Source organism: Roseivivax halotolerans (genome assembly GCF_900115815.1).
Taxonomy (GTDB): Bacteria; Pseudomonadota; Alphaproteobacteria; order Rhodobacterales; family Rhodobacteraceae; genus Roseivivax; species Roseivivax halotolerans.
In genome coordinates this window covers 533,131-555,392 of the sequence record NZ_FOXV01000001.1, presented here as the reverse complement: position 1 = coordinate 555,392, position 22,262 = coordinate 533,131, and the positions used below count along the sequence as shown (strand labels likewise).

Sequence of the window (22,262 nt, the reverse complement as noted above, 5' to 3'; positions counted from 1 at the left end):
CGCCGCCGCCCCGTCTGGCGCCCCAACCGCGCCTCAGCGCCGCCGGTGAAGCGCTATCTACGGATACCTCTCCAAACCCGCAAGAAGAAAATTCGAGAAAATCCAATTTTTCTTCAGATTTCCGGTTTCAGTCTAGTTTTCAGTAAGTTGTGGGAAAATTCTGTCGCGGACCCTACGTCCGATCGCAAGGATCTTTCGCGGTACTCGCCGCGCTAACAGGGCAAGCCAGCGGAAGAGCGCAAGTTCAGCCGCGTGAGCGCGCAAATCCGGGAATCGAACGCACTTCGAGTCGCAAAGCGAGCAGTGCGACGACCACCAAAAGGTAGATCAGCGGTTCGATCTGCAGGCCCTTGCGGAGCATCACGAAGTGAATCGCACCGAGCAGCACCGCCGGATAGACGAGCCGATGCAGTTTGCGCCAACGCGGGCCGAGCCTGCGGACGGATAAAGCGTTCGATGTCAGCGCGAGCGGCAGGAGCAAAAGGAAACCCGCCATGCCCACGGTGATATAGGGGCGCTTCACGATATCGGCCCAGACGGCCGAAAGCGCCTGTACATCGAGGATCGCCCAAACGCTCAGGTGCAGCACCACGTAGAAGAAGGCGAGCAGGCCGAAGGCGCGCCGGAACTTCATGAAGTTCAGACCTGCATGACGCCGCAGAGGTGTGATGCAGAGACCGATGATCAGAAGCTGAAGCGCGATCTCGCCGTATTCATGCTCCAGCGCTTCTATTGGCTCGACGCCAAGTCCGCCGGTCAGCCCGAGATAGAAGAACCAGGGCGCGGGCAACGCGTAGACAAGGTAGACGGCCCAGGTCGGAATGCGCCGAGCCCAGCCATTTACCCTGTCGCGCCACGCCATCAGAAGTTCACCGACAGATCCATGCCTTCATAGAGCGCGGCGACCTCGTCTTCGTAACCGTTGAACATGAGCGTCGGTTTGCGCGGGCTGAAGAGCCCGCCGCCGATCTCGCGCTCGGTGGCTTGTGACCAGCGGGGATGATCCACGTTCGGGTTCACGTTCGAATAGAAGCCGTACTCGCGCGGATTGGCCTTGTTCCAGCTCGTCGGCGGCTCGCTGTCCGTGAGCGTGATCCGCACGATGCTCTTGATCGACTTGAACCCGTATTTCCACGGCACGACCAGCCGGATCGGTGCGCCATTCTGGTTTGGAATGTCCCGCCCATAAATGCCGGTCGCCATAATGGTGAGCGGATGGCGCGCCTCGTCGAGCCGCAGACCCTCCACATACGGCCATTCGAGAACCGGGCGCGAAACGCCCGGCATCTCTTCGGGACGCAGCAGCGTCTCGAATGCAACGTACCGTGCGCCGTCCTGAACGCCAGCCATGTCCAGAAGATCAGCCAGTTCGAAGCCGTTCCAGGGCACGACCATCGACCAGGCCTCCACGCAGCGGAAGCGGTAGATGCGCTCCTCGATGGTCATCTCGGACAGGATATCTTCGAAGTCGTAGGTGCCGGGACGCTCGACCATGCCATCGATCTCGATCGCCCAGGGCGATGTCGTCAGCTGACCGGCGAGGCGCGCCGGGTCGTCCTTGCCGGTGCCGAACTCGTAGTAATTGTTGTACTGGGTGATCTCCTCCCAGTCGTTCGGCTCAAGACCTTCCGCTTGCGCGCGCGCCCGCGTGGAGAAAAGGCCCCCCGCGACCGAGCCGGCAGCCAGGCCCGCGATGATCTGCCGGCGATTGAGGAAAATCGGCTCGGGCGTCGCGTCGGCCCGTGTGAAAGTGTTCGTCCAGCGATGCGCCATGAAACCTCCGGAAGTTTCGCCGATGCTACGCGCGGCCCGGCTTGAACGCCAAGCACAGCTGGCTCAACTTGCCGTGGTTTCGATGAAATCTTTCGCGTTTTCCGCGTCCCGAGTGACGCAGGGTAACGATGAGTTCATTGGAAAACCAAATGGGCCGTGGCTTAGTGAGCCGGGCCTTTCCGTCAAGCGCGGATCCCCGCCGTCTCTCCGCCCCGTGAGGTGATCTTTTTCGTGTCCGGCTACGTAGGTCAGCCAGATGCAGATCCTGCATCGGACACCAAAATAGGAGAGTTTGATGTTCCGCAGAACTTACCTCGCATTGACGTTGGCTGCTACCACGTCGCTCGGCACCGCGGCGTTCGCTCAGGACGAGATGAACATTGTTGAAACCGCGCAGGATGCGGGCAACTTCACCACGCTCCTCGCCGCAGCCGAGGCGGCGGGTCTTGTCGAGACGCTGACCGGAGAAGGCCCCTACACCGTCTTCGCGCCGACCGACGAAGCCTTCGAGGCACTGCCGGAAGGCACCGTCGACGAGCTGCTCATGGAAGAGAACCAGGATCAGCTGACCTCGATCCTCACCTACCATGTTGTCTCGGGTGCCGTGATGTCCGGTGATCTGTCCGACGGCATGGAAGCAGAAACCGTCGAAGGCAGCACTGTGACCGTCTCCATCGACGGCGACACCGTCATGGTGAACGACGCAACCGTCACCAGCGCCGACATCGAGGCATCGAACGGCGTGATCCATGTCATCGACTCGGTGCTGATGCCGTCCGAATGAGTTCAGGCGTCGGGGCGGCTTGTGGCCGCCCCGATCCGTTTGGCGCAACGTTCACGCGTCCGCGAGACGGACATGAAGTTATCGCGCCAACCCGACAATGCATTTTCACCTTAAAGAAAGAAGCAACAACGCCATCGCCGAGACGAGCATGGTTCCCGTCAGTACGTGCGCCCAAGAGCGGTTTAGTATTGGCGTTCCGCTTCCGCAGTTTGAGCATTCCGTCGCACCGAACCGGAGCCGGTGAGAACAATACGAGCATTTGAAAATACGTTTTGCCACAGCAACCCCTCACTGTGCAGCCGTTATGCAAATCGGCTATTGCGAATTTGCATAACATACATCGAATGATCGACGTTCGCGTGACAAAACGACCTTTGTTCAGTCGCGTTTGGCCATCTGCTCAAAATATAAATGAAGCGCACCCGCGAAATGAACTCTCGCGGGTGCGTGTGCGGTTACGTACCGCTTGGGCTGCATCGCATCCGTCTCAGTGCACGACGGCATCGTCCGGGCGCGGGCGATTCGAAGACGCCACCTTGTCCCCGATCACCAGTCCATCCGCACTCGCCGAGACCGGCAGGACGCTGCCATCGGTCACGTCGCCCGCGAGGATCATCTCGGCCAATGGATCCTGAAGAGCGCGTTGGATCACCCTCTTGAGTGGCCGCGCACCGAACACCGGATCATAGCCTTCGTCGGCCAGCCAATCCTTCGCGGCATCGTCCAGCTCGAGCGTGACCTTGCGGCTCGCAAGGCGGTTCAGGAGGCGCGCCAGCTGGATCTCTACGATGCCACCCATGTCCTCGCGCTTCAGGCGATCGAAGATGATCGTCTCATCGAGCCGGTTGAGGAATTCAGGACGGAAATGCGCGCGCACCGCGTCCATCACGTCCTGCTTGGCCTTGCCGCTGTCAGCACCTTCCGGCAACTGGCTGAGCGCCTGACTGCCAAGGTTCGACGTCAGTACGATGAGCGTCTGCTTGAAGTCGACGGTGCGGCCCTGACCATCGGTCAGCACACCGTCGTCGAGAACCTGCAGAAGCACGTTGAACACGTCCGGATGCGCCTTCTCCACCTCGTCGAAGAGCACGACCTGGTAAGGCTTGCGCCGGACTGCCTCGGTCAGAACGCCGCCCTCGTCGTAGCCCACATACCCCGGAGGCGCGCCAATGAGCCGGGCCACCGCGTGCTTCTCCATGAACTCCGACATGTCGATTCGCACCATCGCGCCGTCATCATCGAAGAGGAACTCGGCAACAGCCTTGGTCAGTTCGGTCTTGCCGACGCCGGTCGGCCCGAGGAACAGGAACGATCCCAAGGGGCGGTTCTCGTCGTTCAGACCCGCACGGGCGCGGCGCACGGCATTCGCCACGGCACGGACAGCCTGATCCTGTCCGATGACCCGCTTGTGCAGACCGTCTTCCATCCGCAGCAGCTTTTCGCGCTCCCCTTCCAGCATCCTGGAGGTCGGGATACCCGTCCAGCGCTCGACGACCTGGGCAATCTGCTCGGGGCGGACGGCCTCTTCGACCATCACGTCCTCTCCGGCATCCTCGGCCTGGTTCAGCTCTTTCTCGAGACCCGGGATCACGCCGTAGCTGAGCTCACCCGCCTTTGCGAGATCGCCGTTGCGCTTGGCGATCTCGAGATCGGCGCGCGCCCGGTCGAGCTGCTCCTTGAGCTCGCGTGACTTGCTGAGCTTGTCGCGTTCGGCTTGCCACTTGGCAGTCATCTCGGAGGCGCGTTCCTGCAGCTCGGCGAGATCCTTCTCGAGCTTGGTCAACCGATCCTTCGACGCGGCATCGTCTTCTTTCCGAAGCGCCTCCTGTTCGATCTGCATCTGCAGGATCTGCCGGTCGAGCGCGTCGAGCTCCTCTGGCTTGGAATCGACCGCCATTCGCAGCCGCGAGGCGGCTTCGTCCATCAGGTCGATCGCCTTGTCGGGCAGGAAACGGTCGGTGATGTAGCGGTGCGAAAGCTGCGCAGCCGAAACGAGTGCGGAGTCCGAGATCCTCACGCCGTGGTGCAGCTCGTATTTCTCCTTGATGCCCCGGAGGATGGAGATCGTATCCTCGACCGTAGGTTCATTCACCATGAGCGGCTGGAACCGCCGGGCAAGGGCCGCGTCCTTCTCGACATGCTTGCGGTACTCGTCGAGCGTGGTCGCACCGACACAATGCAGCTCACCCCGCGCCAGAGCAGGCTTCAGAAGGTTCGAGGCATCCATCGCGCCATCGGCTTTGCCGGCGCCGACCAGCGTGTGCATCTCGTCGATGAAGAGGATGATCTCTCCGGCTGCGGCCTCGATCTCTTTCAGGATGGCCTTCAGACGTTCCTCGAACTCTCCGCGATACTTCGCGCCAGCGATAAGCGCGCCCATGTCGAGCGCCATGAGACGCTTGTTCCGCAAGCTTTCGGGGACGTCACCATCGACGATCCGCAGGGCGAGGCCCTCGGCGATCGCGGTCTTGCCGACGCCGGGCTCACCGATGAGCACCGGGTTGTTCTTGGTGCGGCGGCTCAGAACCTGCATCGCGCGGCGGATTTCCTCGTCGCGACCGATGATCGGATCGATCTTGCCTTCCTCGGCCCGCGCGGTGAGGTCGAGCGCATATTTCTTAAGCGCATCATAGCCTTCTTCGGCATTGGCGCTGTCAGCGGTCCGACCCTTGCGGATGTCGTTGATCGCGGCATTGAGGTTCTGCGCGTTCACCGCACCCGCGTCCAATGCTTCTTTCGCAGGGCTTTTCACCATCGCAAGGGCGGTCAGCATCCGCTCGACCGGCACGAAGCTGTCGCCAGCCTTCTTGGCAAGCTTCTCGGCTTCGGCAAGAACCCGGCCAGTCGCGGCGTCGAGGTAAGTCTGGCCCGCATCACCCGAAACTTTCGGCACCTTGCCGAGCGCAAGATCAAGCGCTTGCCGGACGCGGTCCGGCGCGCCGCCGGCGCGGGAAATGAGATTGGACGCCAATCCCTGGTCGTCGTCGAGCAGGGCTTTCAGCAGATGCTCGGGTGCGATGCGCTGATGGCTTTCCCGCATCGCGATGGTCTGTGCGGCCTGAATGAAGCCGCGCGCACGTTCCGTGAACTTCTCTAGGTTCATGGGTCTCTCCTTGGTAAAGCGCTCCGACCGTTTCGATGCCCGTCATGCGGCACATCAATTTTTCGGAGCCTCAAGAGATAGATGGGGTCGGCTTCGGTTGGTGCAAGAATGCAACACGCAAAAAAGGGCGCCTCCGAAGAGACGCCCTTCAAGCTTTGCAGGAGCAGCGATCAGTTACTGCTATCCGACGATCCGTTGCCGCCTTCCGACGATCCATTGCCGCCTTCCGACGAGCCGCTGCCGCCTTGGCCGATGGACTCGCTGGCTTGGCGCAGCCGCTCGAACGCTTCGGCTGCCGCATTCGCAGCTTGCTCTGCGGCTTGCGCGGCCTGATCGGCAGCAGCCTGGATATCCGCGGCTGCTGCGCGCGCATCTTCCGCGGCGGCTTGCGCGGACCGGGCGGCCTGTGCCGCTTGCGTCGCGGTTTCGGTCAGCTCCTGGAGGTCTTCGTCGCTGAGGTCGGCTGCCATCGCGTTGCCGGTCTCCGAGCTCTCCTCGGAGGAGCCGTCAGAGCTCTGACCTTCGGAATCGCCCTCGGCGGAGGCCGTCTCGGACCCCTGCTGGGACTCATCCTCAGAGCCGCTTGCGGTCTCTTCAGAGGCAGCCTCGTCGCTCGAGCCTTCTCTGTCCGACGTCTCGCCTTCGGAAGAAGCCGCTTCACCTTCGCCCGAGCTTTGACCTTCGGCGGAAGCGGTCTCCGTCTCGGAGCCTTCACCACCGTCCGAAGCGCTTTCACTCGACGCATCGCCTTCGGAAGACTCGCCTTCGGTGCTTTCGCCACCTTCGCTGCCCGAGTCGCTTTCCCCCGACGCTGCGCCTTCGGCGGATGCGGTTTCAGTACCTGAGCCTTCAGCTTCGTCGCTGCTGCTTTCGGAACTCTCGCTGCCTTCCGAGGCAGACTCGCTTTCGCCGGAGGTGTCACCTTCGGAGGATGCGGCCTCGGAGTCCGAACCTTCGGAGCTTCCGCTCTCTTCGCTGGAAGACTGGCTGTTGGCCGCGGCCATCTCAGTGCCCGAAGCTTCGGTGTCACCGCCGCTCTCCGCGCTTTGGGCCGTGTCACCCTCGGACGCGCTTTCCTCGGAAGAGCTCCCCTCGTCAGACGAGGCAGTTTCCTCGGAGGAGCCGCTATCGGCAGATGCCGCCTCAGTCTCCGAAGCTTCGGAGCTGTCGGCTTCGGACGTGCTCTCGTTGGACGAGCCGGTCTCAGAGCTGCCGTCGGCTGCCTCGGCATCGGAGCCGTCCGCGCTGCTCGCGTCGGATGCGTTCTCTTCGGCTGCAGTTGCTTCACCAGAGCTGTCGGACGCTGCTGCTGCGTCAGATCCTTCAGAGTCGCTGCCGCCCTCGCTGCTTTCAGAGCCTTCCGCGGCCTCACCGGAGGCATCGCCCTCGGAAGCTGCGGTTTCAGTCTCAGAACCGGTCGCGTCTTCAGAAGCTGCACCGCTCTCACTGGAGCTCTCGCTGTCGGCAGATGCGGTTTCGGTCTCGGAGCCGTCCGACGCACTGGCGTCTTCGGAGCCTTCGGCGCTCGTATCGCTCTCGGAAGACGTTTCGCCTTCCGTGGATGCTGCCGCGCTGTCGGAGCCTTCCGCGTCGGAGCCTGCCGCATCACCTTCGGTGCTTGCTGTATCGCCCTCGGCACTCGCCGCGTCGTCTTCGGATTCGGATTCGGAAGCGCCATCGCTTTCGGCGGATGCAGTGTCCTCGCCAGATGCATCGGCGGACCCGCCGCTGTCGGTCTCGGCACCTTCCGCGGATGCGGCTTCGCCAGACGCCTCGCCGTCGGAGCTCCCGTCGGCCGCGCCGCCGCTCGAGTCGCCTTCGCCGCTCATGTCGGCGGAGGCCATCTGCGTTTCGTCAGCGCTTGCCGTTTCTTCGCCGCCGCCCTGGGTCAGGCCGAGCGTCAACGCGATACCAGCGGCGACAACGACACCCGCGCCGATGGTGATCGGTGCGACGCTCATCGGTTTCTTCGCAGGTGTTCCCTTGGGCTTGTTCTCTGCCGGACCGGTATCGGTCTTCCCTGCAGACTTGTCGTCAGCCATCCTCACACTCCCAATAACGAATTGTTGTGACCTAATGAATGGAACGAAGCCGGGTGGATTCCGTTCCCGATCCCCTTTAATCGGTCATAACTTAGTCCAGAGAGGTTCCTTGTCATGTCGGATGACCGTCTAATCGTTGCGCTCGATGTGCCGGATGCGCTCTCTGGGCTGAAACTGGCCGAAACGCTTGGCGATGCTGTCGGCTTCTACAAGATCGGCCTCGGGATGCTGACAGGCGGCGGATTGGCCCTGGCCAACGAGCTCAAGCAGGAGCACGGCAAGCGCGTCTTCCTTGACATGAAGCTGTTCGATATCGGCCAGACCGTCGAGAATGCCGTACGCGGCCTCGCGCAGTTCGACATCGACTTCCTGACCGTGCATGGCGATCCGCACGTGGTTCGCGCGGCGATGGAAGGCGCGTCAGGCACCAGGACGAAGATCCTCGCCGTGACCATCCTGACCTCGCTGGACCGGGGCGATCTCGATGAGTGCATGATGCAGAGCGGCGATATGTCAGCCCTCGTCGAAGAGCGGGCGGGCCGCGCGTTCGAGGCAGGGGCCGATGGCGTCATCGCGTCCCCGCAGGAGGCCGCGCGCATCCGTGGGCTCGGAGAGTCCGCCGGACGTCTCATCGTGACGCCCGGCGTCCGGCCCGACGGCGCAGCGCATGGCGACCAGAAACGAATCGCGACACCGGCCCGAGCCATCGCCGATGGAGCCGACCATATCGTGGTCGGCCGCCCGATCTGGCAGGCCTCAAATCCTCGGGGCGCCGCCGCTGACATCTTGCAAGAGATTGTCTGACAAGGGCTTTCTGGAACTATCCACAGGTTTTCCTCGTTATTGTGGCAAGAACAGCAACGAGGCAGACGACATGACACAGATTCCAGAATTGGGCGACGTGACCTACAACGCCGCCTCCCAATCCTTCGAAGCACTCGCAACCTGCGACACACAGACCGGCCAGATTAGACTGCCTGCCAGTTTCGAAGCGCCCCTCGACGCGCCGGAGCAGTTGGTCCGCCAGGGCCTTGTGGCCGATGCAACACGGAAGATGCAAAACGGCAGCGAACTACGGAGCCGCGTGGCGCACCCGATGGGTGACGGCAGCGACGAGAGCGAAGTCGCAAGCCTGTTCAGTTCGGCCAAAAGATTTATCGGAAATGCATGGAACAAAGCGGCCTGACCGCGAGTTTCGATCTTGTTCCCTTGGAGGTCTTTTCCCTGTCCCTTGACCTCCCCCTGCCGGAGCCGGCCCTTCCCCCGGCTCCGGCTTTTCTATGTCTGCCGCACGAGCCATTGAAGCGGCGCGGAGGATCGCTCATCTTGGCAGGGATCCATACAGCCCGAAGCTCCTGAAATGCCCGCCCTCTGCCGCGATTGCCTGACCGAGTTCGACGCGGGGCCACGCTGCCCGTCCTGCCGCTCGCGCCGGGTTGTGGCTCATGCGGAGCTGCGCGATCTTTCCATCGCGCATATGGATTGCGACGCCTTCTATGCCTCCGTCGAAAAGCGCGACAATCCGGAGCTGGCGGACAAGCCCGTCATCATCGGCGGTGGGCGCCGCGGGGTCGTCTCGACCGCCTGCTACGTCGCGCGGATCAAGGGGGTGCGGTCCGCCATGCCGATGTTCAAGGCGCTCGACCTCTGCCCCGACGCAATCGTCATCAAACCACGCATGCAGCTCTATGCAGAGATCAGCCAGCAGATCCGCGCGATGATGGAAGAGCTGACGCCTGCGGTCGAGCCCCTGTCGCTCGACGAAGCGTTCCTCGATCTGACCGGCACCGCGCGACTGCACGGCGCGCCGCCCGCGGTGATGCTCGCGCGGCTCGTTCGGCGGATGCGTGACGAGCTCGGCATCACCGGTTCGATCGGGCTCAGCCACAACAAGTTTCTCGCAAAGGTCGCGTCCGATCTCGACAAGCCGTTCGGCTTCGCGGTGATCGGCAAGGCGGAGACGCAAGCTTTTCTCCGGCCGAAGCCCGTCCGTCTGATCTGGGGCGTCGGCACCGCGACGCAGGAGGCGCTGGATCGCGCCGGCATACGCACTTTCGAGGATCTCTTGCGATGGGACGAGCGGGATCTGACGGCCCGATTCGGATCGATGGGCACGCGGCTTTTCCATCTCGCGCGCGGAGAGGACGCGAGACGTATCTCGGCCCGGAATCCCGTGAAGTCGATCTCCAATGAGACCACGTTCCACGAGGACACCGCCGATCCCGACCTTCTCGACGGACATCTCTGGCGTATGGCGGAAAAGGTGGCCGACCGCGCCAAGGCCAAGGATCTGGCGGGGCGTGTCGTCGTGTTGAAGCTCAAGCGCGCCGATTTCTCGCTCATCACGCGGCGGCATGCGTTGCGTGACGCGACACAGATCGCGGACCGGATCTATCGCGAAGCCCGCGCTTTGTTCGACAACGTCGAAGGCGCGCGGGCCTACCGGCTGTTGGGCGTCGGTCTGTCCGACCTCTGCAGCGCCGATGTGGCCGACCGCACGCCGGATCTTCTCGATCCCGAAGCTGCGAAACGCAGCGAGGCCGAACGCGCCACTGATCGCATCCGCGCGCGGTTCGGTCCAGACGCGATTCTCAAGGGGCGTGCGTTGCGCTGATCAGCGCGCGAAGAGCCGGTAATAAAGGCCCTCGGGCAGAATCTGTCCGACCTTGAACACCCAGGCGAAGGGGTTGGGGAAAGCCCGTGCGAAGTTGTCCGAGTTCAGATGCTCGAACACGATCCGCCCCGCGTCCTTCGGCTCCATGATCTGCGGCATCTTGAAATCGTTCTTTTCAGTGAGCCTCGTCTTGACGAAACCGGGGCTGAGGAGCTGCACCTTCACGTTCGTCTTGTGCAAATCCGCGTAGAGGCATTCGGCCAGCGACATGACGCCCGCTTTCGAGGACGTGTAGGCAAAGGAGCCCGGCAACCCGCGATACCCTGTCAATGAGCCGACAAGCGCGACATGGCCGTGATCGCGTTCGATCATGCGCGGGACGACATGTCCGAGAAACCGGACCGCACCGACGTAATTGACCTCCGCCATCGCGACGGCCTGCTCTGCGTTCCACTCGTCTGCACCAAACGGCCAGTAGACGCCGGCGCAGAAGATGACGCCATCGACATCGCCAACCTCCTCGACGGCCTTCGCGCAGGATTCGTCATCCGTCACATCGAGCGGCACGATCTTCGTGCGCCCGTCGAGGCGCTGGCTCAATTCCTCGAGCTTGTCCGTGCTTCTGGCCGAAAGAACGACCTCGGTGCCGACGCGGCTCAGCTGTTCTGCGATCGCGGAGCCAAGACCGGCGCTCGCGCCGACGATCCAATACCGTTTTCCGGTCCATTCCATCATGCAGGCTCCTTCCGACGCATCGTCGCCACGAGCTCGGCGACCTTAAAACCGTATTTGCGAAACTGGCTGCGATTGATGATGGTTCCGTCGGGCGTGAGATACATCCAATCGACCACATCAAGAACGTGACCGCCCGCATCGGGCGGCAATTTGATCCGATAAGACAGGCACACCGTAGGGCCCGATTGCACGCCGCTGCCCTCACCGATGAGATCGTCCGCATTGGCGGTGAACCGTCCATCCTCGCCGAGCTCGAGATGCCAGGCGCGGTCCTGCGTCTCCCCGCTGTCGTAGCGGAAATGTTCCGACATGATCGCCTTCGCGCCGTTCCAGACGATGTTGAAGTCCGCCGCGAACCGCGACACGACCCGGCCTGACGGGCCGTATATGACACCGTCGCAGAACATCTCTCCGCTCAGGTGCCGGGTCAGATCGAAGGTGGGTCCACCTTCTGCGTAATGTGCCGGACGCTGACCGAGGAACCCGATCCTGCGCCGAACAAACCATACTGCCATGAGCGCGACGAACGCGCCGATGATGAAGGACAGTGCCGCCATGTCCTCACTCTTCCAATTGGGTCGCCCAGAGGAGGGCGAGTGCGATAAGTTTCAAGAGACATGGGACGAACGCGTATAACAGGCTGAGGGTCCACAGCGCGTCAGAAGAATTCTCTTGTCCAGACTCGAAGCCCGACGCTTCGAGAAGCGGCAGGAGCGCTGCGGCCGCAAATGCCAGCGTGAATTTCTGAGCGAAGGACCAGAGGGAGAAACCCTCCGTCGCGTTGGGCGCGATCTTTTCCATCCGCTGCGCGAAGATCGCCGGAAGAAGCGTCAGGTCCGCGCCAAGCGTCGCACCCGAGGCGAGGCAGATCGCCGCGAAGGCCCAGACGTCGCCCTCACGCAAGAACAGCGCGAAAGAGAAGGCGATGATCGCCGCGACCATCGCGGCCATGAGCGTCCGCCGGCCACCGAACCTTTCGGCCGCACGGGACCAGAAGGTGACCGATGCTGCCGCGGCAAGGAAGAACAAGAGCAGGAGCGGCCCTTCCCAGCCCGGCGCATCGAGCCGCGCTTCCACGAAGAACAGGAACAGCGTCGACGTCACAGCGACCGGCGCGGCATTGGCCAAGGCTACGAGCAGCAGCTTGCGGGCCACAGGATCCGACAGGATCACCTTGAAGCCCGACGAGCCGACCGCGAGGCCGCCGCGCCACTCCGTCCTCATCAGGAGAACGGCAAGAAGGCAAAGCCCGGCAAAGACCAGAGAGAAGACCGCGAATTCAGGCAGCCCAGCCGCCGCGAAAGCCGTTGGCATGACCGATGCTGCGCAGATCCCAAGAAGCGCGCCCGTCTCTCGCCACCGCGCAAGCTTCAGGTGGCCCTTCTCGCCCAGATCCTCGGCCTTCGCCACGCCGCGCGCGTAGAAGGTGATCGTCATGAAAGAGAAGGCCGAGAACACCATCGTCAACGTGATCGCGAACCAGAGCGTCGGATGGACGGGCGGCGTCACGGCGAAAAGCCCGATCATGCCAGAGCCCATGATCGCCGCGGCCACGGCAACAGCCAGACCCCTGACACCTCTCAAGCGTTCGGCCAGCCACCCGAAGGCCGGATCCTGCACGAGATCCAGTAGCCGCAGCGCGAAAAGGATCGTGCCCAGCGTGCCCAGCCCGACTGCGTAGCTGTCGGCATAGAATTTCGGTGCGTGGATGTAGATCGGCAGCCCCGCCGCAGAGAGCGTCCCGGCAAAGACCGCATATCCCCAAAGATTGCGCGGCGCCTCGCTCATCGCGAGACGTCCTCGACCGGCGGTTCGGGACGCGGCCGATAGCGTGCGCCTTTCCACCAGAGCTTGAGCGCCTGCCAATGGATCAGCGCCAGAACCCGGCGAGAACCGAAGGGACGGCGCAGGAGCGCACGCAGGATCGAGCCATTCGTCATCGGCGCGCGTCGCCCCGTGAGCGTCGCGATCACGCCGCCACCGTCGCCGGTATCGAAATCGATCCAGATGCCGATCCGGTCCGGGCGGATGTCGAAGCGAAACTCGTAGCCGCCGCCGATGGGCTGGAAGGGCGAGACGTGGAAGATCTTGCGCGCGGTCAGACGGTCGCTGGCCGCGATCGGCGCACCGTCCTGCCGCTGCGCGAGATAGGAATGGCGATCGCCGAAGGTATTTGTGACCTCGGCGATCACGGCGACGAGCGCACCGCTCGCGTCATGCGCCAGCCAGAAGCTCACCGGGTTGAAGACATGGCCGAGCATGCGCGGCTGCGCCAGCAGCAGGATCTCGCCATCCGCGCGCACCTGGTATTGGCTCAGAACATCGCGCGCCCAGGCCGCGCCGCGTCCCTCTTTCGGAGGTCCGCCATGATCGAGATCGCGAAGCGACAGGATGTTCGGAGCATTCCGGGAAAAGAAGCGAGGCCCTTCGGTCTGCGCTTCGGCATCGAGGCAGACATAGTCGATACCGTAGCGAAAATCGTTCTTCGTTTCGCCTTTCCGGCCATGCCACGTATGGCCCTGGATATGCTCGACGCGGCTCATGCGGCCTCGGAAACCCGGTCTCGACGCTGGATCGCCTTGGCCACGTCGAGGGCGGAGGAGAGGCCGTCTTCGTGGAAGCCGTTCTTCATCCACGCCCCGCAGAACCAGGTATTGTTCCGGCCGTTCATCGCCGCCACGTCACCTTGCGCGGCCAGCGCCTCGAGGTCGTAGACGGGGTGCCTCAGAACCGTCTCGTCCCAGATCAGATCCTCGCGGATCGGGCGTGTCGTGTTCAGCGTGACGAAGCACAGATCGTCCTTCGGGATCGGCTGCAGCGAATTCATCCAATAGGTCAGGTCAATGGCGTTCATCGCTCCGGGCGCATCCTCTGTGTAGTTCCACGAGGACCAGACGCGCCGGTTCTTGGGCATGATGCCGGAATCGCCATGCAGCACGACGCGGTTCGGCTGGTAGCGGATCGCGCCGAGCGCGGCCTCCTCCTCGGGCGTGGCATCCGCCAGAAGCGCAAGCGTGTCGTCGGAATGAGTTGCGAAGACCACTTCGTCGAAGTGCTCCCATTCGCAGCCTTCCATACGCAGCTCCGCGCCGGTCTCACCCCGCCGAACGCCGGCCACGGGCGTGCCGAGTCGGATGTCGACATCTGCCCGACGCAAGGCGACCTCGAGGCGGCGCACATACTGGGCAGACCCGCCCGCGACCGTGTACCATTGATGCTGGCCGAACGTGCTCAGAAGTGCGTGGTTCTCGAAGAACCGCACGAGCGCGTGGGCGGGAAAGTCGAGGATCTTTTCGGTCGGCGTCGACCAGATCGCGCCCGAGAGCGGCAGAAGGTAATAGTCGCGGAACCACGGCCCGACGCGCAGCGCCTCCAGGAAATCCCCAAGGCTTTGCGAGCGATCATGCGCCGAGGAGGATGCGCGCGCATTGAAGCGGAAGATATCCCGGATCATCCGCAAGAACTGCGGGTTGGTCACGTTCTTGCGTTGCGCGAAGAGGGCGGAGAGCGACGCGAGCCCGTATTCCATGCGCCCGCCGCCAAGGGACGCACCAAAGCTCATGCTGGATTCGACCACCGGCACGTCGAGCCGCGCGAACATTTCCGCGAGATTGGGGTAATTGGCGTAGTTGAAGACGATGAAGCCTGTATCGACCGGCTGGTCGCCACGCTTTCCTGCGATGATCGTGCGCGCATGACCTCCGAGCCGCGGCTCGGCCTCGATCAGCGTGACACGATGCGTGCCAGACAGCGCTTCGGCAGCACCCAGACCGGAGATCCCCGAACCGATGATCGCGATCTTTTTCGGCTCGGCCGGTCGATATTCGAATGGCATTCGGGAACTTCTCCGGTGTTGTGCGTCTTATTGGGTTACGTGATGCACGGATCCGCGGATGAAAAAGATCCAGATCGCAAAAATTAGTGATCCGGGAGATGCCCCGCCCCGTAACCCGCTCATGATGGGTTATGTGGACGCCGCTCCCGCCGAAGTCGAGCCCGCTTTTCGGCAGCCGCCGAGAGCGAACGGCACGCGCGTGCTCCGCGCGCGCCCCGAGACCGGGCACAAAGTCGGCGCCGATGACTGGGTGGCCGAGATGCTCTTGATCCGTGACGACAGGTGCCAGACGTCCTTCGCAGCGATCTTTGGCCATTTCGCACCGCGCCTCAAAGCCTTCCTGATCCGTTCCGGTCTCACCCCTGCCGTTTCCGAAGATCTCGTGCAGGATGTCATGCAGACCGTGTGGCGGAAGGCAGACATGTTCGACCCCCGCCGCGCGAGCGTCGCGACCTGGCTCTTCACCATCGCACGTAACCGCCGGATCGATTTTCTCAGAAAACACGCGCGCCCCGAGCCCGAGGATTTACCCTGGGGCCCCGAGGCCGAACCCGATCAGGCCGAGGTGATCGGCCTCAAACAGGAAAGCGACGTGCTTCGCCAAGCGCTGCGCGATCTTCCCGAGAAGCAGCGCGTGCTCGTCGAGAAGGCCTATTTCGGGGATCTCACTCATACCGAGATCGCCGCCGAAACCGGCCTGCCCCTCGGCACGATCAAGTCCCGTATCCGTCTGGCGCTCGATCGGCTGCGTCATGCGATGTCCTCATGAGTGTCCCGATGATCCGTCACCACCTGCCAGACTCCCTCTTGATGGCATATTCCACGGGCACGCTGCCCGAAGCCTTCGACCTCGCCATTGCAACGCATCTGTCGCTCTGCGATGCCTGCCGCGCCGCTGCGGAAAGCTACGATGCACTCGGCGGTGCGCTTCTGGAAGAGACCGATGACAAGGTCGAGATGACATCGGGCGCATTCGATGCGTTGATGGCGCGCCTCGGCGAAAGTTCTGCCCCGGAACCCGCCACAAAGCGCCCGCGTGATCCGGTTTTGCCCGAACCCCTGGCCTCCTATGTCGGTGGCGAGCTCGAAGCGGCCCGCTGGCGTCCCGTCGGGCGCGGCGTCCGGCAGGCAATGATACCCCTCACCGACAAATCCGCCACCGCGCGCCTTCTGCATATCCCGGCCGGGACCGCCGTGCCGGATCACGGCCATCGCGGCACGGAAATCACGCTGGTTTTGCAAGGTGCCTTCACAGATGCGGACGGCACCTTCGCCCGCGGCGATGTCGAGGTCGCGACCGATGAGCTCGACCATATGCCCGTGGCCGACATCGCCGAGGATTGCATCTGCCTTGCCGTCACCGATGCGCCCTTGCAGTTCAAGGCGCTTCTGCCCCGGATCGCGCAGCCCTTCCTCGGGATCTGATTCCGCTCTTCATTCTTGGGTTGGCCCAAATACCGTGGGGTGAATTGGCAGCTTGCTGCCAAGAGGGGCCACGCCCCTGAAACGGCAAAGGCCCCGCAACGCGGGGCCTTTGGTCAAGATGACCCGCGCGCAGATGCGCGCGGGACCGCTGGATCAGGACGCCTTTTTCTTCTTGGGCGGCATCAGGTCTGTGATCGTTCCTTCGAACATCTCCGCGGCGAAGTTCACTGTTTCCGACAGCGTTGGGTGCGGGTGGATCGTGTGCCCGAGATCGACCGCATCGGCGCCCATCTCGATGGCCAGAGCCACTTCGGAGATGAGATCGCCCGCATTGGTCCCGACGATCGCCGCGCCGATCACGCGGTCATCCTCGGGATCGAAGAGAAGCTTGGTCATGCCCTCGGAGCGTCCGTTGGACAGAGACCGCCCTGACGCCGCCCAGGGGAACACGCCCTTCTCGACCTTGATGCCCTGCTCCTTCGCCTGCGTCTCGGTGAGGCCGCACCAGGCGACTTCGGGATCGGTATAGGCGACGGAGGGAATCACGCGGGCATCGAAGGCACGCTTTTCGCCCGAGGCGACCTCGGCCGCGACCTTGCCTTCGTGCACGGCCTTGTGCGCCAGCATCGGCTGGCCGACCACGTCGCCGATGGCGAAGATGTGGCTCTGGCCGGTGCGCTGGAACTCGTCCACGGCAATGAAGCCGCGCTCGTCCACCTTCACCCCGGCCTTCTCGGCGTCGATGAGCTTGCCGTTGGGCTTGCGCCCGACCGCGACCAGCACCTTGTCGAAGGTATCGGTGAAGCTCTCGCCCTTGTCGTCCTCGAACGTGACCTTGAGTCCTTTTTTCAGCGCCTCGACATTCGTCACCTTGGTCTTGAGATGGATGTTCTCGTAGCGGCCCTTGATCCGGGTCATCAGCGGCTTGACGAGATCCTTGTCCGCGCCGGGGATGATCTGGTCCATCAGTTCCACGACGGTGATCTGGCTGCCGAGCGCGTCATAGACACAGGCCATCTCGAGACCGATGATGCCGCCACCGAGGATCAGCATCCGCTTCGGAATGTCCTTGAGCTCCAGCGCGCCGGTGGAATCGATCACCCGGTCGTCGTCATGGGGAATGAAGGGCAGTTCCACAGGCTCCGAGCCTGCCGCGATGATGCATTGATCGAACGAGACGTTCGTCGTCCCGTCATCCCCCTCGACCGCGATCATGTTGGGGCCGGTGAACTTACCGAAGCCGCGCACGACCTCGACCTTTCGGCCCTTGGAGAGCCCCTCGAGTCCGCCTGTCAGCTGTTGCACGACGCCGTCCTTGAAGGACCGCAGCTCGTCGAGATCGATCTTGGGCTTGCCGAAGCTGACACCGTGGCTGCCCATCTCGTCCGCCTCGGTGATGACCTTGGCAACGTGCAAAAGAGCCTTGGAAGGAATGCAGCCCACGTTCAGGCAGACACCACCCAGCGAGGGATAGCGCTCGATCAGGATGACCTTCTTGCCGAGATCAGCGGCGCGGAACGCCGCACTGTAGCCGCCGGGGCCGGAGCCCAGCACCACGACTTCCGCGTGCTTGTCGCCTTGGCCCGAGGCAGAGCCGGCGGGTTCGACCTTTTCCGGCGCAGCGCGCGCATCCGCGCCCCGATCGCCATAGCCGCCGCCCTGCTGGCCGCCCTGGCCCTTGGCGTCGTCCGCTTTGTCTTCGGCCGCATCCGCGTCGGCGGCCTCGATCACCATGATCACGTCGCCTTCGGAGACGGTATCGCCCTCCGCCACCTTGATTTCCGTGATCTTGCCGGCATGCGAGGACGGCACTTCCATCGTCGCCTTGTCGCTTTCAAGCTCGATCAGCGGATCTTCCTTTTCGACGGTGTCCCCGACGCTCACCAGAACGGTGATGACGGGCACGTCGGAGAAGTCGCCTATATCGGGAACCTTGATATCCATGGGGTTCGGGCCTCTCGCTTACAGCATGATCCGGCGCGGATCGGCCAGAAGGTATTTCAGATGCGCGTTGAACCGCGCGGCGAGCGCACCGTCGATAGCCCGGTGATCGTAGGACAGCGACAGCGGCAGCATGTTGCGGGGCACGAATTGCTCCCCGTCCCAGACCGGCGCCATCTTGGAGCGTGACAGCCCCAGGATCGCCACTTCGGGCGCGTTGACGATCGGCGTGAAATCGGTGCCCCCGATCCCGCCGAGGGACGAGATCGTGAAGGTCGCGCCCTGCATCTGGTCGCCCTTGAGCTTGCCGTCGCGCGCTGCCGCGGACAGATCGCCAAGCTCCTTCGAGATCTCGACGATGCCCTTGCGGTCCGCATCCTTCAGAACCGGCACGACGAGGCCGTTCGGCGTGTCCGCCGCGAAGCCGATATTGTAGAAGTGCTTGCGGATCAGCTTGTCGCCGTCGGGATGGATCGAGGAGTTGAACTCCCAATGCTTTTTCAGCGCGCCGACGCTGGCCTTGATGATGAACGACAGAAGCGTGACGCGGTAGCCCTGCTCCTTCGCTTCGGTGTCGAGCTCCTTGCGGTATTTGTCGAGCTCGGTGATGTCGGCTTCTTCGTTGTTGGTCACATGCGGGATGTTGAGCCAGGAGCGGTGAAGCGCGGGGCCCGACAGCTTCTTGATCCGGGACATCTCCACATCCTCGACCGGGCCGAACTTGGAGAAGTCGACCGGCGGGATCGGCGGAATGCCCATTCCGCCCTGCGCCTGCGCGCCGCCCGATGCGGCGGGCGTGGAACGGGAGGCGAGCGCCTTCTCGACATCCTCGCGCAGAATCCGGCCCTTTCGGCCAGTGCCGTTCACCGATGCTAGGTCGATCTCGACCCGGCGGGCGAAGGCCCGGACGGAAGGCGAGGCATGAACCTTGCCGAAACCCTTGTCGGTCACGGGCGCGGGAGCCTCCGCCGCTTTCGGGGCTTCCTCGGCCTTGGGCTCCTCTTTCTTGGGTTCCTCCTTGGGCGCAGCCTTTTCTTCGGACCCGTTCGATCCCTCGTCCGAGCCGCCCGACGCTTCCTCGATGATGAGGATCACGTCGCCTTCGTTGACGTTGTCGCCTTCGGAGATCTTGATCTCCTTCACCGTGCCGCCATGCGAGGACGGCACTTCCATCGTCGCCTTGTCGCTTTCAAGCTCGATCAGCGGATCTTCCTCCGAGATCGTATCGCCCACGCTTACGAGAACCGTGATTACCGGCACATCGGAGAAATCGCCGATATCGGGAACTTTCACTTCGGTCGTCATGTCGTCTGTCTCCTCGTTCCGCGTGTCAGCTCAGGCGCGGGTTCGGCTTGCCGCCGTCGATGTTGTATTTGTCGAGCGCCTTCTGAAGGTCTTTCTCGCTCACCGCGCCGTCGCGGTAGAGATCGGCCATCGCGGCCGCCGCGATATGGTTGGCGTCGACCTCGAAGAAGCGGCGCAGGTTCTCGCGGCTGTCCGAGCGCCCGAACCCGTCGGTTCCAAGCACCGTGTAACGCTGGGGAACGAAAGCGCGGATCTGCTCGGCGAAGTTCTTCATGTAGTCCGTGGCCGCGATGACCGGGCCCTTCACGCCGTCGAGCAGTTGCGTGACATAAGGCACGCGCTCCTCGCCGAGCGGGTTCAGCCGGTTATGGCGCATCGCATCCTGACCGTCGCGCGCAAGCTCGTTGAACGAGGTCGCCGACCAGATGTCGGAGCTGACGCCGAAGTCTTCCTTCAGCATCTCCGCCGCTCGGATCGCCTGGATGAGGATCGTTCCGGAGCCCATGAGGTTCACGTGCTTCTTGCCCGGGCGCGAGGTCTTCTGCATCCGGTAAAGACCCTTGATGATCCCTTCTTCCGCGCCCGTCGGCATTTCGGGATGGGCGTAATTCTCGTTCATCAGGGTGATGTAGTAGTAGACATCCTCCTGGTCCGCGTACATGCGCTGGAGCCCGTTCTGCACGATCACCGCCACCTCGTAGGAGAAGGTCGGATCGTAGGAGATGCAGTTCGGAACGGTGCTGGCGAGGATGTGGCTGTGCCCGTCCTCGTGCTGGAGTCCCTCACCGTTGAGCGTGGTCCTGCCCGCCGTGCCGCCCAGCATGAAGCCCCGCGCACGGCTGTCGCCTGCGGCCCAGGCGAAGTCACCGATCCGCTGGAAGCCGAACATCGAGTAGAAGATGTAGAACGGGATCATCGGCACGCCGTGCGTGGAATAGGCGGTCGCCGCCGCGATCCAGTCGGACATGGCGCCGGCCTCGTTGATGCCTTCCTGAAGCACCTGGCCGTCCTTGCTCTCCTTGTAATAAGCCATCTGGTCGGCGTCTTGCGGCGTGTAGTTCTGCCCCAGGGGGTTGTAGATGCCGACGGACCGGAACAGCCCTTCCATCCCGAAAGTACGGCTCTCATCCGGCACGATGGGCACGACGTACTTGCCGATCTCCTTGTCGCGCAGGAGCGTCGTCATGATCCGCACGAAGGCCATCGTCGACGAGAATTCGCGGTCGCCCGATGACTGGAGTTCCTTCTTGAACTTGTCGAGACCGGGCACCTCGAGCTTCGGTGCGTCCGCGCTGCGCTTGGGGAACTCGCCGCCAAGTTCCTTGCGGCGATCAGCAAGGTAGCTCTTCTGCGCGTTGTTCAGCGTAACGAACGGCACCTTCTCGAGGTCGTTGTCCTCGATCGGAATGCGGAAGCGGTCGCGCATCGCTTTCAGCTGATCGACCTGCATCTTCTTGGACTGGTGGGCGATGTTCATGCCCTCGCCCGCCGTGCCCATGCCGTAGCCCTTCACGGTCTTCACGAGGATACAGGTCGGCTGCCCCTCGGTATGGGTCGCGCGGTGATAGGCGTTATACACCTTCTTGATGTCGTGCCCGCCCCGGCGCAGGCCCCAGATCTCGTCGTCGGTCCAGTCCTTCACAAGCTCGGCCGTCTCGGGATACTTGCCGAAGAAATGCTCGCGGATATAGGCACCGTCCTTCGATTTGAAGGTCTGGTAATCGCCGTCGATCGTCTCGTCCATGAGCTGGCGCAGCTTGCCGGAGGTGTCGCGCTCCAGAAGCTCGTCCCAGCCGCGGCCCCAGAGGAGCTTGAGCACCTGCCAGCCCGCGCCGCGGAAATTGCCCTCGAGTTCCTGCACGATCTTGGAATTGCCGCGCACCGGACCGTCGAGCCGCTGCAGGTTGCAGTTGATGACAAAGATCAGGTTGTCGAGGCCTTCCCGCGCCGCGATGGAGATCGCGCCGAGGCTTTCGGGCTCGTCCATCTCGCCATCACCAAGGAAGGCCCAGACCTTGCGGTCGCCCATGTCGATGAGGCCGCGATTGTGCAGGTATTTCATGAAGCGCGCCTGGTAGACCGCCATCATCGGCCCAAGCCCCATCGAGACGGTGGGGAACTGCCAGTAATCCGGCATCAGCCAGGGGTGGGGATAGGAGGACAGACCACCATCCACTTCGGAGCGGAAGGATTTCAGATCCTCCTCGGACAGACGCCCTTCCATGAAGGATCGCGCGTAGATGCCTGGGATCACGTGGCCCTGGAAGAAGACCAGATCGCCGCCATGCATCGTCGATTTCGCGCGCCAGAAATGGTTCAGGCCGACGTCGTAGAGCGCGGCCGAGGAGGCGAAGGAGGCGATATGACCGCCGATCCCGTCCTTCTCCTTGTTGGCGCGCACGACCGTCGCCATCGCGTTCCAGCGATTGATGGTCCGAATGCGCCACTCCATTTCCATATCGCCCGGAACATCGATCTCGTCATCGGGGGAGATGGTGTTCTGATACGGCGTGGTCGCCGTGAAGGGGAGGTTGGCGCCGGCGGCACGAGCTTGGCTGACGGCCTTGTCTAGGAGAAAATGCGCCCTGTTCGGGCCGTCGCGCTGGATGACGTCTTCGATCGCCTCCTGCCATTCCTTCGATTCGACAGGATCGATATCGTTCGGGGTATCTTTCATCTGGCATCTCCCTCATCGAGCGCGGCTG

The 22,262-nt window shown here is 63.1% G+C and carries 19 protein-coding genes; 7 read left to right on the top strand and 12 right to left on the bottom strand.

Translation table 11 applies throughout. From position 1 onward, the window contains the following. The coding region (locus tag BM171_RS19095) for a hypothetical protein (RefSeq protein WP_217646670.1) at positions 1 to 216 on the top strand (216 nt) is incomplete at its 5' end. Positions 217 to 244: 28 nt separating this feature from the next. Here the strand turns inward: BM171_RS19095 and msrQ are convergent. Further along, on the bottom strand, positions 245 to 862 hold the full coding sequence (gene msrQ, locus BM171_RS02700; protein WP_093009231.1) for a protein-methionine-sulfoxide reductase heme-binding subunit MsrQ: 618 nt from the start codon (positions 860 to 862) through the stop codon (positions 245 to 247). Then, complete coding sequence (gene msrP, locus BM171_RS02695) at positions 862 to 1,773, bottom strand: protein-methionine-sulfoxide reductase catalytic subunit MsrP (protein ID WP_093009230.1); 912 nt, start codon at positions 1,771 to 1,773, stop codon at positions 862 to 864. Before msrP ends, msrQ begins: the two co-directional genes overlap by 1 nt. A gap of 295 nt (positions 1,774 to 2,068) precedes the next feature. Here msrP and BM171_RS02690 point away from each other — a divergent pair, with 295 nt between their 5' ends. After that, entirely contained in the window at positions 2,069 to 2,557 is a 489-nt protein-coding gene (locus BM171_RS02690; RefSeq protein ID WP_093009229.1) for a fasciclin domain-containing protein, read from the top strand. A gap of 487 nt (positions 2,558 to 3,044) precedes the next feature. On the opposite strand, the gene clpB is transcribed toward BM171_RS02690, so the two are convergent. Beyond that, positions 3,045 to 5,660: an ATP-dependent chaperone ClpB gene (clpB, locus tag BM171_RS02685; protein ID WP_093009228.1), complete on the bottom strand. Its 2,616-nt coding sequence runs from the start codon at positions 5,658 to 5,660 to the stop codon at positions 3,045 to 3,047. Between the two features lie 170 nt (positions 5,661 to 5,830). Beyond that, positions 5,831 to 7,702, bottom strand: a complete 1,872-nt coding sequence (locus tag BM171_RS02680; RefSeq protein WP_139218658.1) for a putative sodium/potassium/calcium exchanger — start codon at positions 7,700 to 7,702, stop codon at positions 5,831 to 5,833. Positions 7,703 to 7,816: 114 nt separating this feature from the next. Between BM171_RS02680 and pyrF the strand changes: the two genes are divergently transcribed. From pyrF to BM171_RS02665, 3 genes are all read left to right on the top strand, one after another. After that, positions 7,817 to 8,506, top strand: a complete 690-nt coding sequence (gene pyrF / locus BM171_RS02675; protein ID WP_093009226.1) for an orotidine-5'-phosphate decarboxylase — start codon at positions 7,817 to 7,819, stop codon at positions 8,504 to 8,506. 70 nt (positions 8,507 to 8,576) lie between these two features. Beyond that, entirely contained in the window at positions 8,577 to 8,888 is a 312-nt protein-coding gene (locus tag BM171_RS02670) for a hypothetical protein (RefSeq protein ID WP_093009225.1), read from the top strand. Positions 8,889 to 9,062: 174 nt separating this feature from the next. After that, positions 9,063 to 10,316: a DNA polymerase IV gene (locus BM171_RS02665; protein ID WP_093009224.1), complete on the top strand. Its 1,254-nt coding sequence runs from the start codon at positions 9,063 to 9,065 to the stop codon at positions 10,314 to 10,316. Here the strand turns inward: BM171_RS02665 and BM171_RS02660 are convergent, their stop codons facing one another. From BM171_RS02660 to BM171_RS02640, 5 genes are read right to left on the bottom strand one after another with little or no spacing between them, the layout of a single operon-like run. Then, positions 10,317 to 11,051: an SDR family NAD(P)-dependent oxidoreductase gene (locus BM171_RS02660; protein WP_093009223.1), complete on the bottom strand. Its 735-nt coding sequence runs from the start codon at positions 11,049 to 11,051 to the stop codon at positions 10,317 to 10,319. Beyond that, positions 11,048 to 11,608: a DUF3833 family protein gene (locus tag BM171_RS02655; RefSeq protein WP_093009222.1), complete on the bottom strand. Its 561-nt coding sequence runs from the start codon at positions 11,606 to 11,608 to the stop codon at positions 11,048 to 11,050. Before BM171_RS02655 ends, BM171_RS02660 begins: the two co-directional genes overlap by 4 nt. A 4-nt stretch (positions 11,609 to 11,612) precedes the next feature. Continuing rightward, positions 11,613 to 12,839, bottom strand: coding sequence for an MFS transporter (locus BM171_RS02650; RefSeq protein ID WP_093009221.1), 1,227 nt, complete (start codon positions 12,837 to 12,839; stop codon positions 11,613 to 11,615). Beyond that, complete coding sequence (locus BM171_RS02645) at positions 12,836 to 13,594, bottom strand: DUF1365 domain-containing protein (RefSeq protein WP_093009220.1); 759 nt, start codon at positions 13,592 to 13,594, stop codon at positions 12,836 to 12,838. Before BM171_RS02645 ends, BM171_RS02650 begins: the two co-directional genes overlap by 4 nt. Then, positions 13,591 to 14,886 (bottom strand): NAD(P)/FAD-dependent oxidoreductase, encoded by a 1,296-nt coding sequence (locus BM171_RS02640; RefSeq protein WP_093009219.1) that lies wholly within the window; start codon positions 14,884 to 14,886, stop codon positions 13,591 to 13,593. Before BM171_RS02640 ends, BM171_RS02645 begins: the two co-directional genes overlap by 4 nt. Positions 14,887 to 15,145: 259 nt before the next feature. Between BM171_RS02640 and BM171_RS02635 the strand changes: the two genes are divergently transcribed. Beyond that, on the top strand, positions 15,146 to 15,655 hold the full coding sequence (locus tag BM171_RS02635; RefSeq protein ID WP_245760168.1) for a sigma-70 family RNA polymerase sigma factor: 510 nt from the start codon (positions 15,146 to 15,148) through the stop codon (positions 15,653 to 15,655). 8 nt (positions 15,656 to 15,663) lie between these two features. Beyond that, complete coding sequence (locus BM171_RS02630) at positions 15,664 to 16,311, top strand: ChrR family anti-sigma-E factor (RefSeq protein WP_245760161.1); 648 nt, start codon at positions 15,664 to 15,666, stop codon at positions 16,309 to 16,311. A gap of 153 nt (positions 16,312 to 16,464) precedes the next feature. Here the strand turns inward: BM171_RS02630 and lpdA are convergent, their stop codons facing one another. Genes lpdA through aceE form a run of 3 tightly spaced genes read right to left on the bottom strand, consistent with a single transcriptional unit; the run spans position 16,465 to position 22,234 of the window. Continuing rightward, positions 16,465 to 18,255: a dihydrolipoyl dehydrogenase gene (gene lpdA, locus BM171_RS02625; RefSeq protein ID WP_093009217.1), complete on the bottom strand. Its 1,791-nt coding sequence runs from the start codon at positions 18,253 to 18,255 to the stop codon at positions 16,465 to 16,467. Between the two features lie 18 nt (positions 18,256 to 18,273). After that, the gene (gene aceF / locus BM171_RS02620) at positions 18,274 to 19,557 is read right to left on the bottom strand and encodes a dihydrolipoyllysine-residue acetyltransferase (RefSeq protein WP_093009216.1); all 1,284 of its coding nucleotides are present in this window, start codon (positions 19,555 to 19,557) and stop codon (positions 18,274 to 18,276) included. A gap of 25 nt (positions 19,558 to 19,582) precedes the next feature. Beyond that, positions 19,583 to 22,234: a pyruvate dehydrogenase (acetyl-transferring), homodimeric type gene (aceE, locus tag BM171_RS02615; protein WP_093009215.1), complete on the bottom strand. Its 2,652-nt coding sequence runs from the start codon at positions 22,232 to 22,234 to the stop codon at positions 19,583 to 19,585. Positions 22,235 to 22,262 lie beyond the last annotated feature (28 nt).

Coding starts and splice junctions, on each gene's coding strand:
- msrQ (WP_093009231.1), bottom strand. CDS start 862: ATGGCGTGGCGCGACAGGGTAAATGGCTGGGCTCGGCGCATTCCGACC.
- msrP (WP_093009230.1), bottom strand. CDS start 1,773: ATGGCGCATCGCTGGACGAACACTTTCACACGGGCCGACGCGACGCCC.
- BM171_RS02690 (WP_093009229.1), top strand. CDS start 2,069: ATGTTCCGCAGAACTTACCTCGCATTGACGTTGGCTGCTACCACGTCG.
- clpB (WP_093009228.1), bottom strand. CDS start 5,660: ATGAACCTAGAGAAGTTCACGGAACGTGCGCGCGGCTTCATTCAGGCC.
- BM171_RS02680 (WP_139218658.1), bottom strand. CDS start 7,702: ATGGCTGACGACAAGTCTGCAGGGAAGACCGATACCGGTCCGGCAGAG.
- pyrF (WP_093009226.1), top strand. CDS start 7,817: ATGTCGGATGACCGTCTAATCGTTGCGCTCGATGTGCCGGATGCGCTC.
- BM171_RS02670 (WP_093009225.1), top strand. CDS start 8,577: ATGACACAGATTCCAGAATTGGGCGACGTGACCTACAACGCCGCCTCC.
- BM171_RS02665 (WP_093009224.1), top strand. CDS start 9,063: ATGCCCGCCCTCTGCCGCGATTGCCTGACCGAGTTCGACGCGGGGCCA.
- BM171_RS02660 (WP_093009223.1), bottom strand. CDS start 11,051: ATGATGGAATGGACCGGAAAACGGTATTGGATCGTCGGCGCGAGCGCC.
- BM171_RS02655 (WP_093009222.1), bottom strand. CDS start 11,608: ATGGCGGCACTGTCCTTCATCATCGGCGCGTTCGTCGCGCTCATGGCA.
- BM171_RS02650 (WP_093009221.1), bottom strand. CDS start 12,839: ATGAGCGAGGCGCCGCGCAATCTTTGGGGATATGCGGTCTTTGCCGGG.
- BM171_RS02645 (WP_093009220.1), bottom strand. CDS start 13,594: ATGAGCCGCGTCGAGCATATCCAGGGCCATACGTGGCATGGCCGGAAA.
- BM171_RS02640 (WP_093009219.1), bottom strand. CDS start 14,886: ATGCCATTCGAATATCGACCGGCCGAGCCGAAAAAGATCGCGATCATC.
- BM171_RS02635 (WP_245760168.1), top strand. CDS start 15,146: ATGCTCTTGATCCGTGACGACAGGTGCCAGACGTCCTTCGCAGCGATC.
- BM171_RS02630 (WP_245760161.1), top strand. CDS start 15,664: ATGATCCGTCACCACCTGCCAGACTCCCTCTTGATGGCATATTCCACG.
- lpdA (WP_093009217.1), bottom strand. CDS start 18,255: ATGGATATCAAGGTTCCCGATATAGGCGACTTCTCCGACGTGCCCGTC.
- aceF (WP_093009216.1), bottom strand. CDS start 19,557: ATGACGACCGAAGTGAAAGTTCCCGATATCGGCGATTTCTCCGATGTG.
- aceE (WP_093009215.1), bottom strand. CDS start 22,234: ATGAAAGATACCCCGAACGATATCGATCCTGTCGAATCGAAGGAATGG.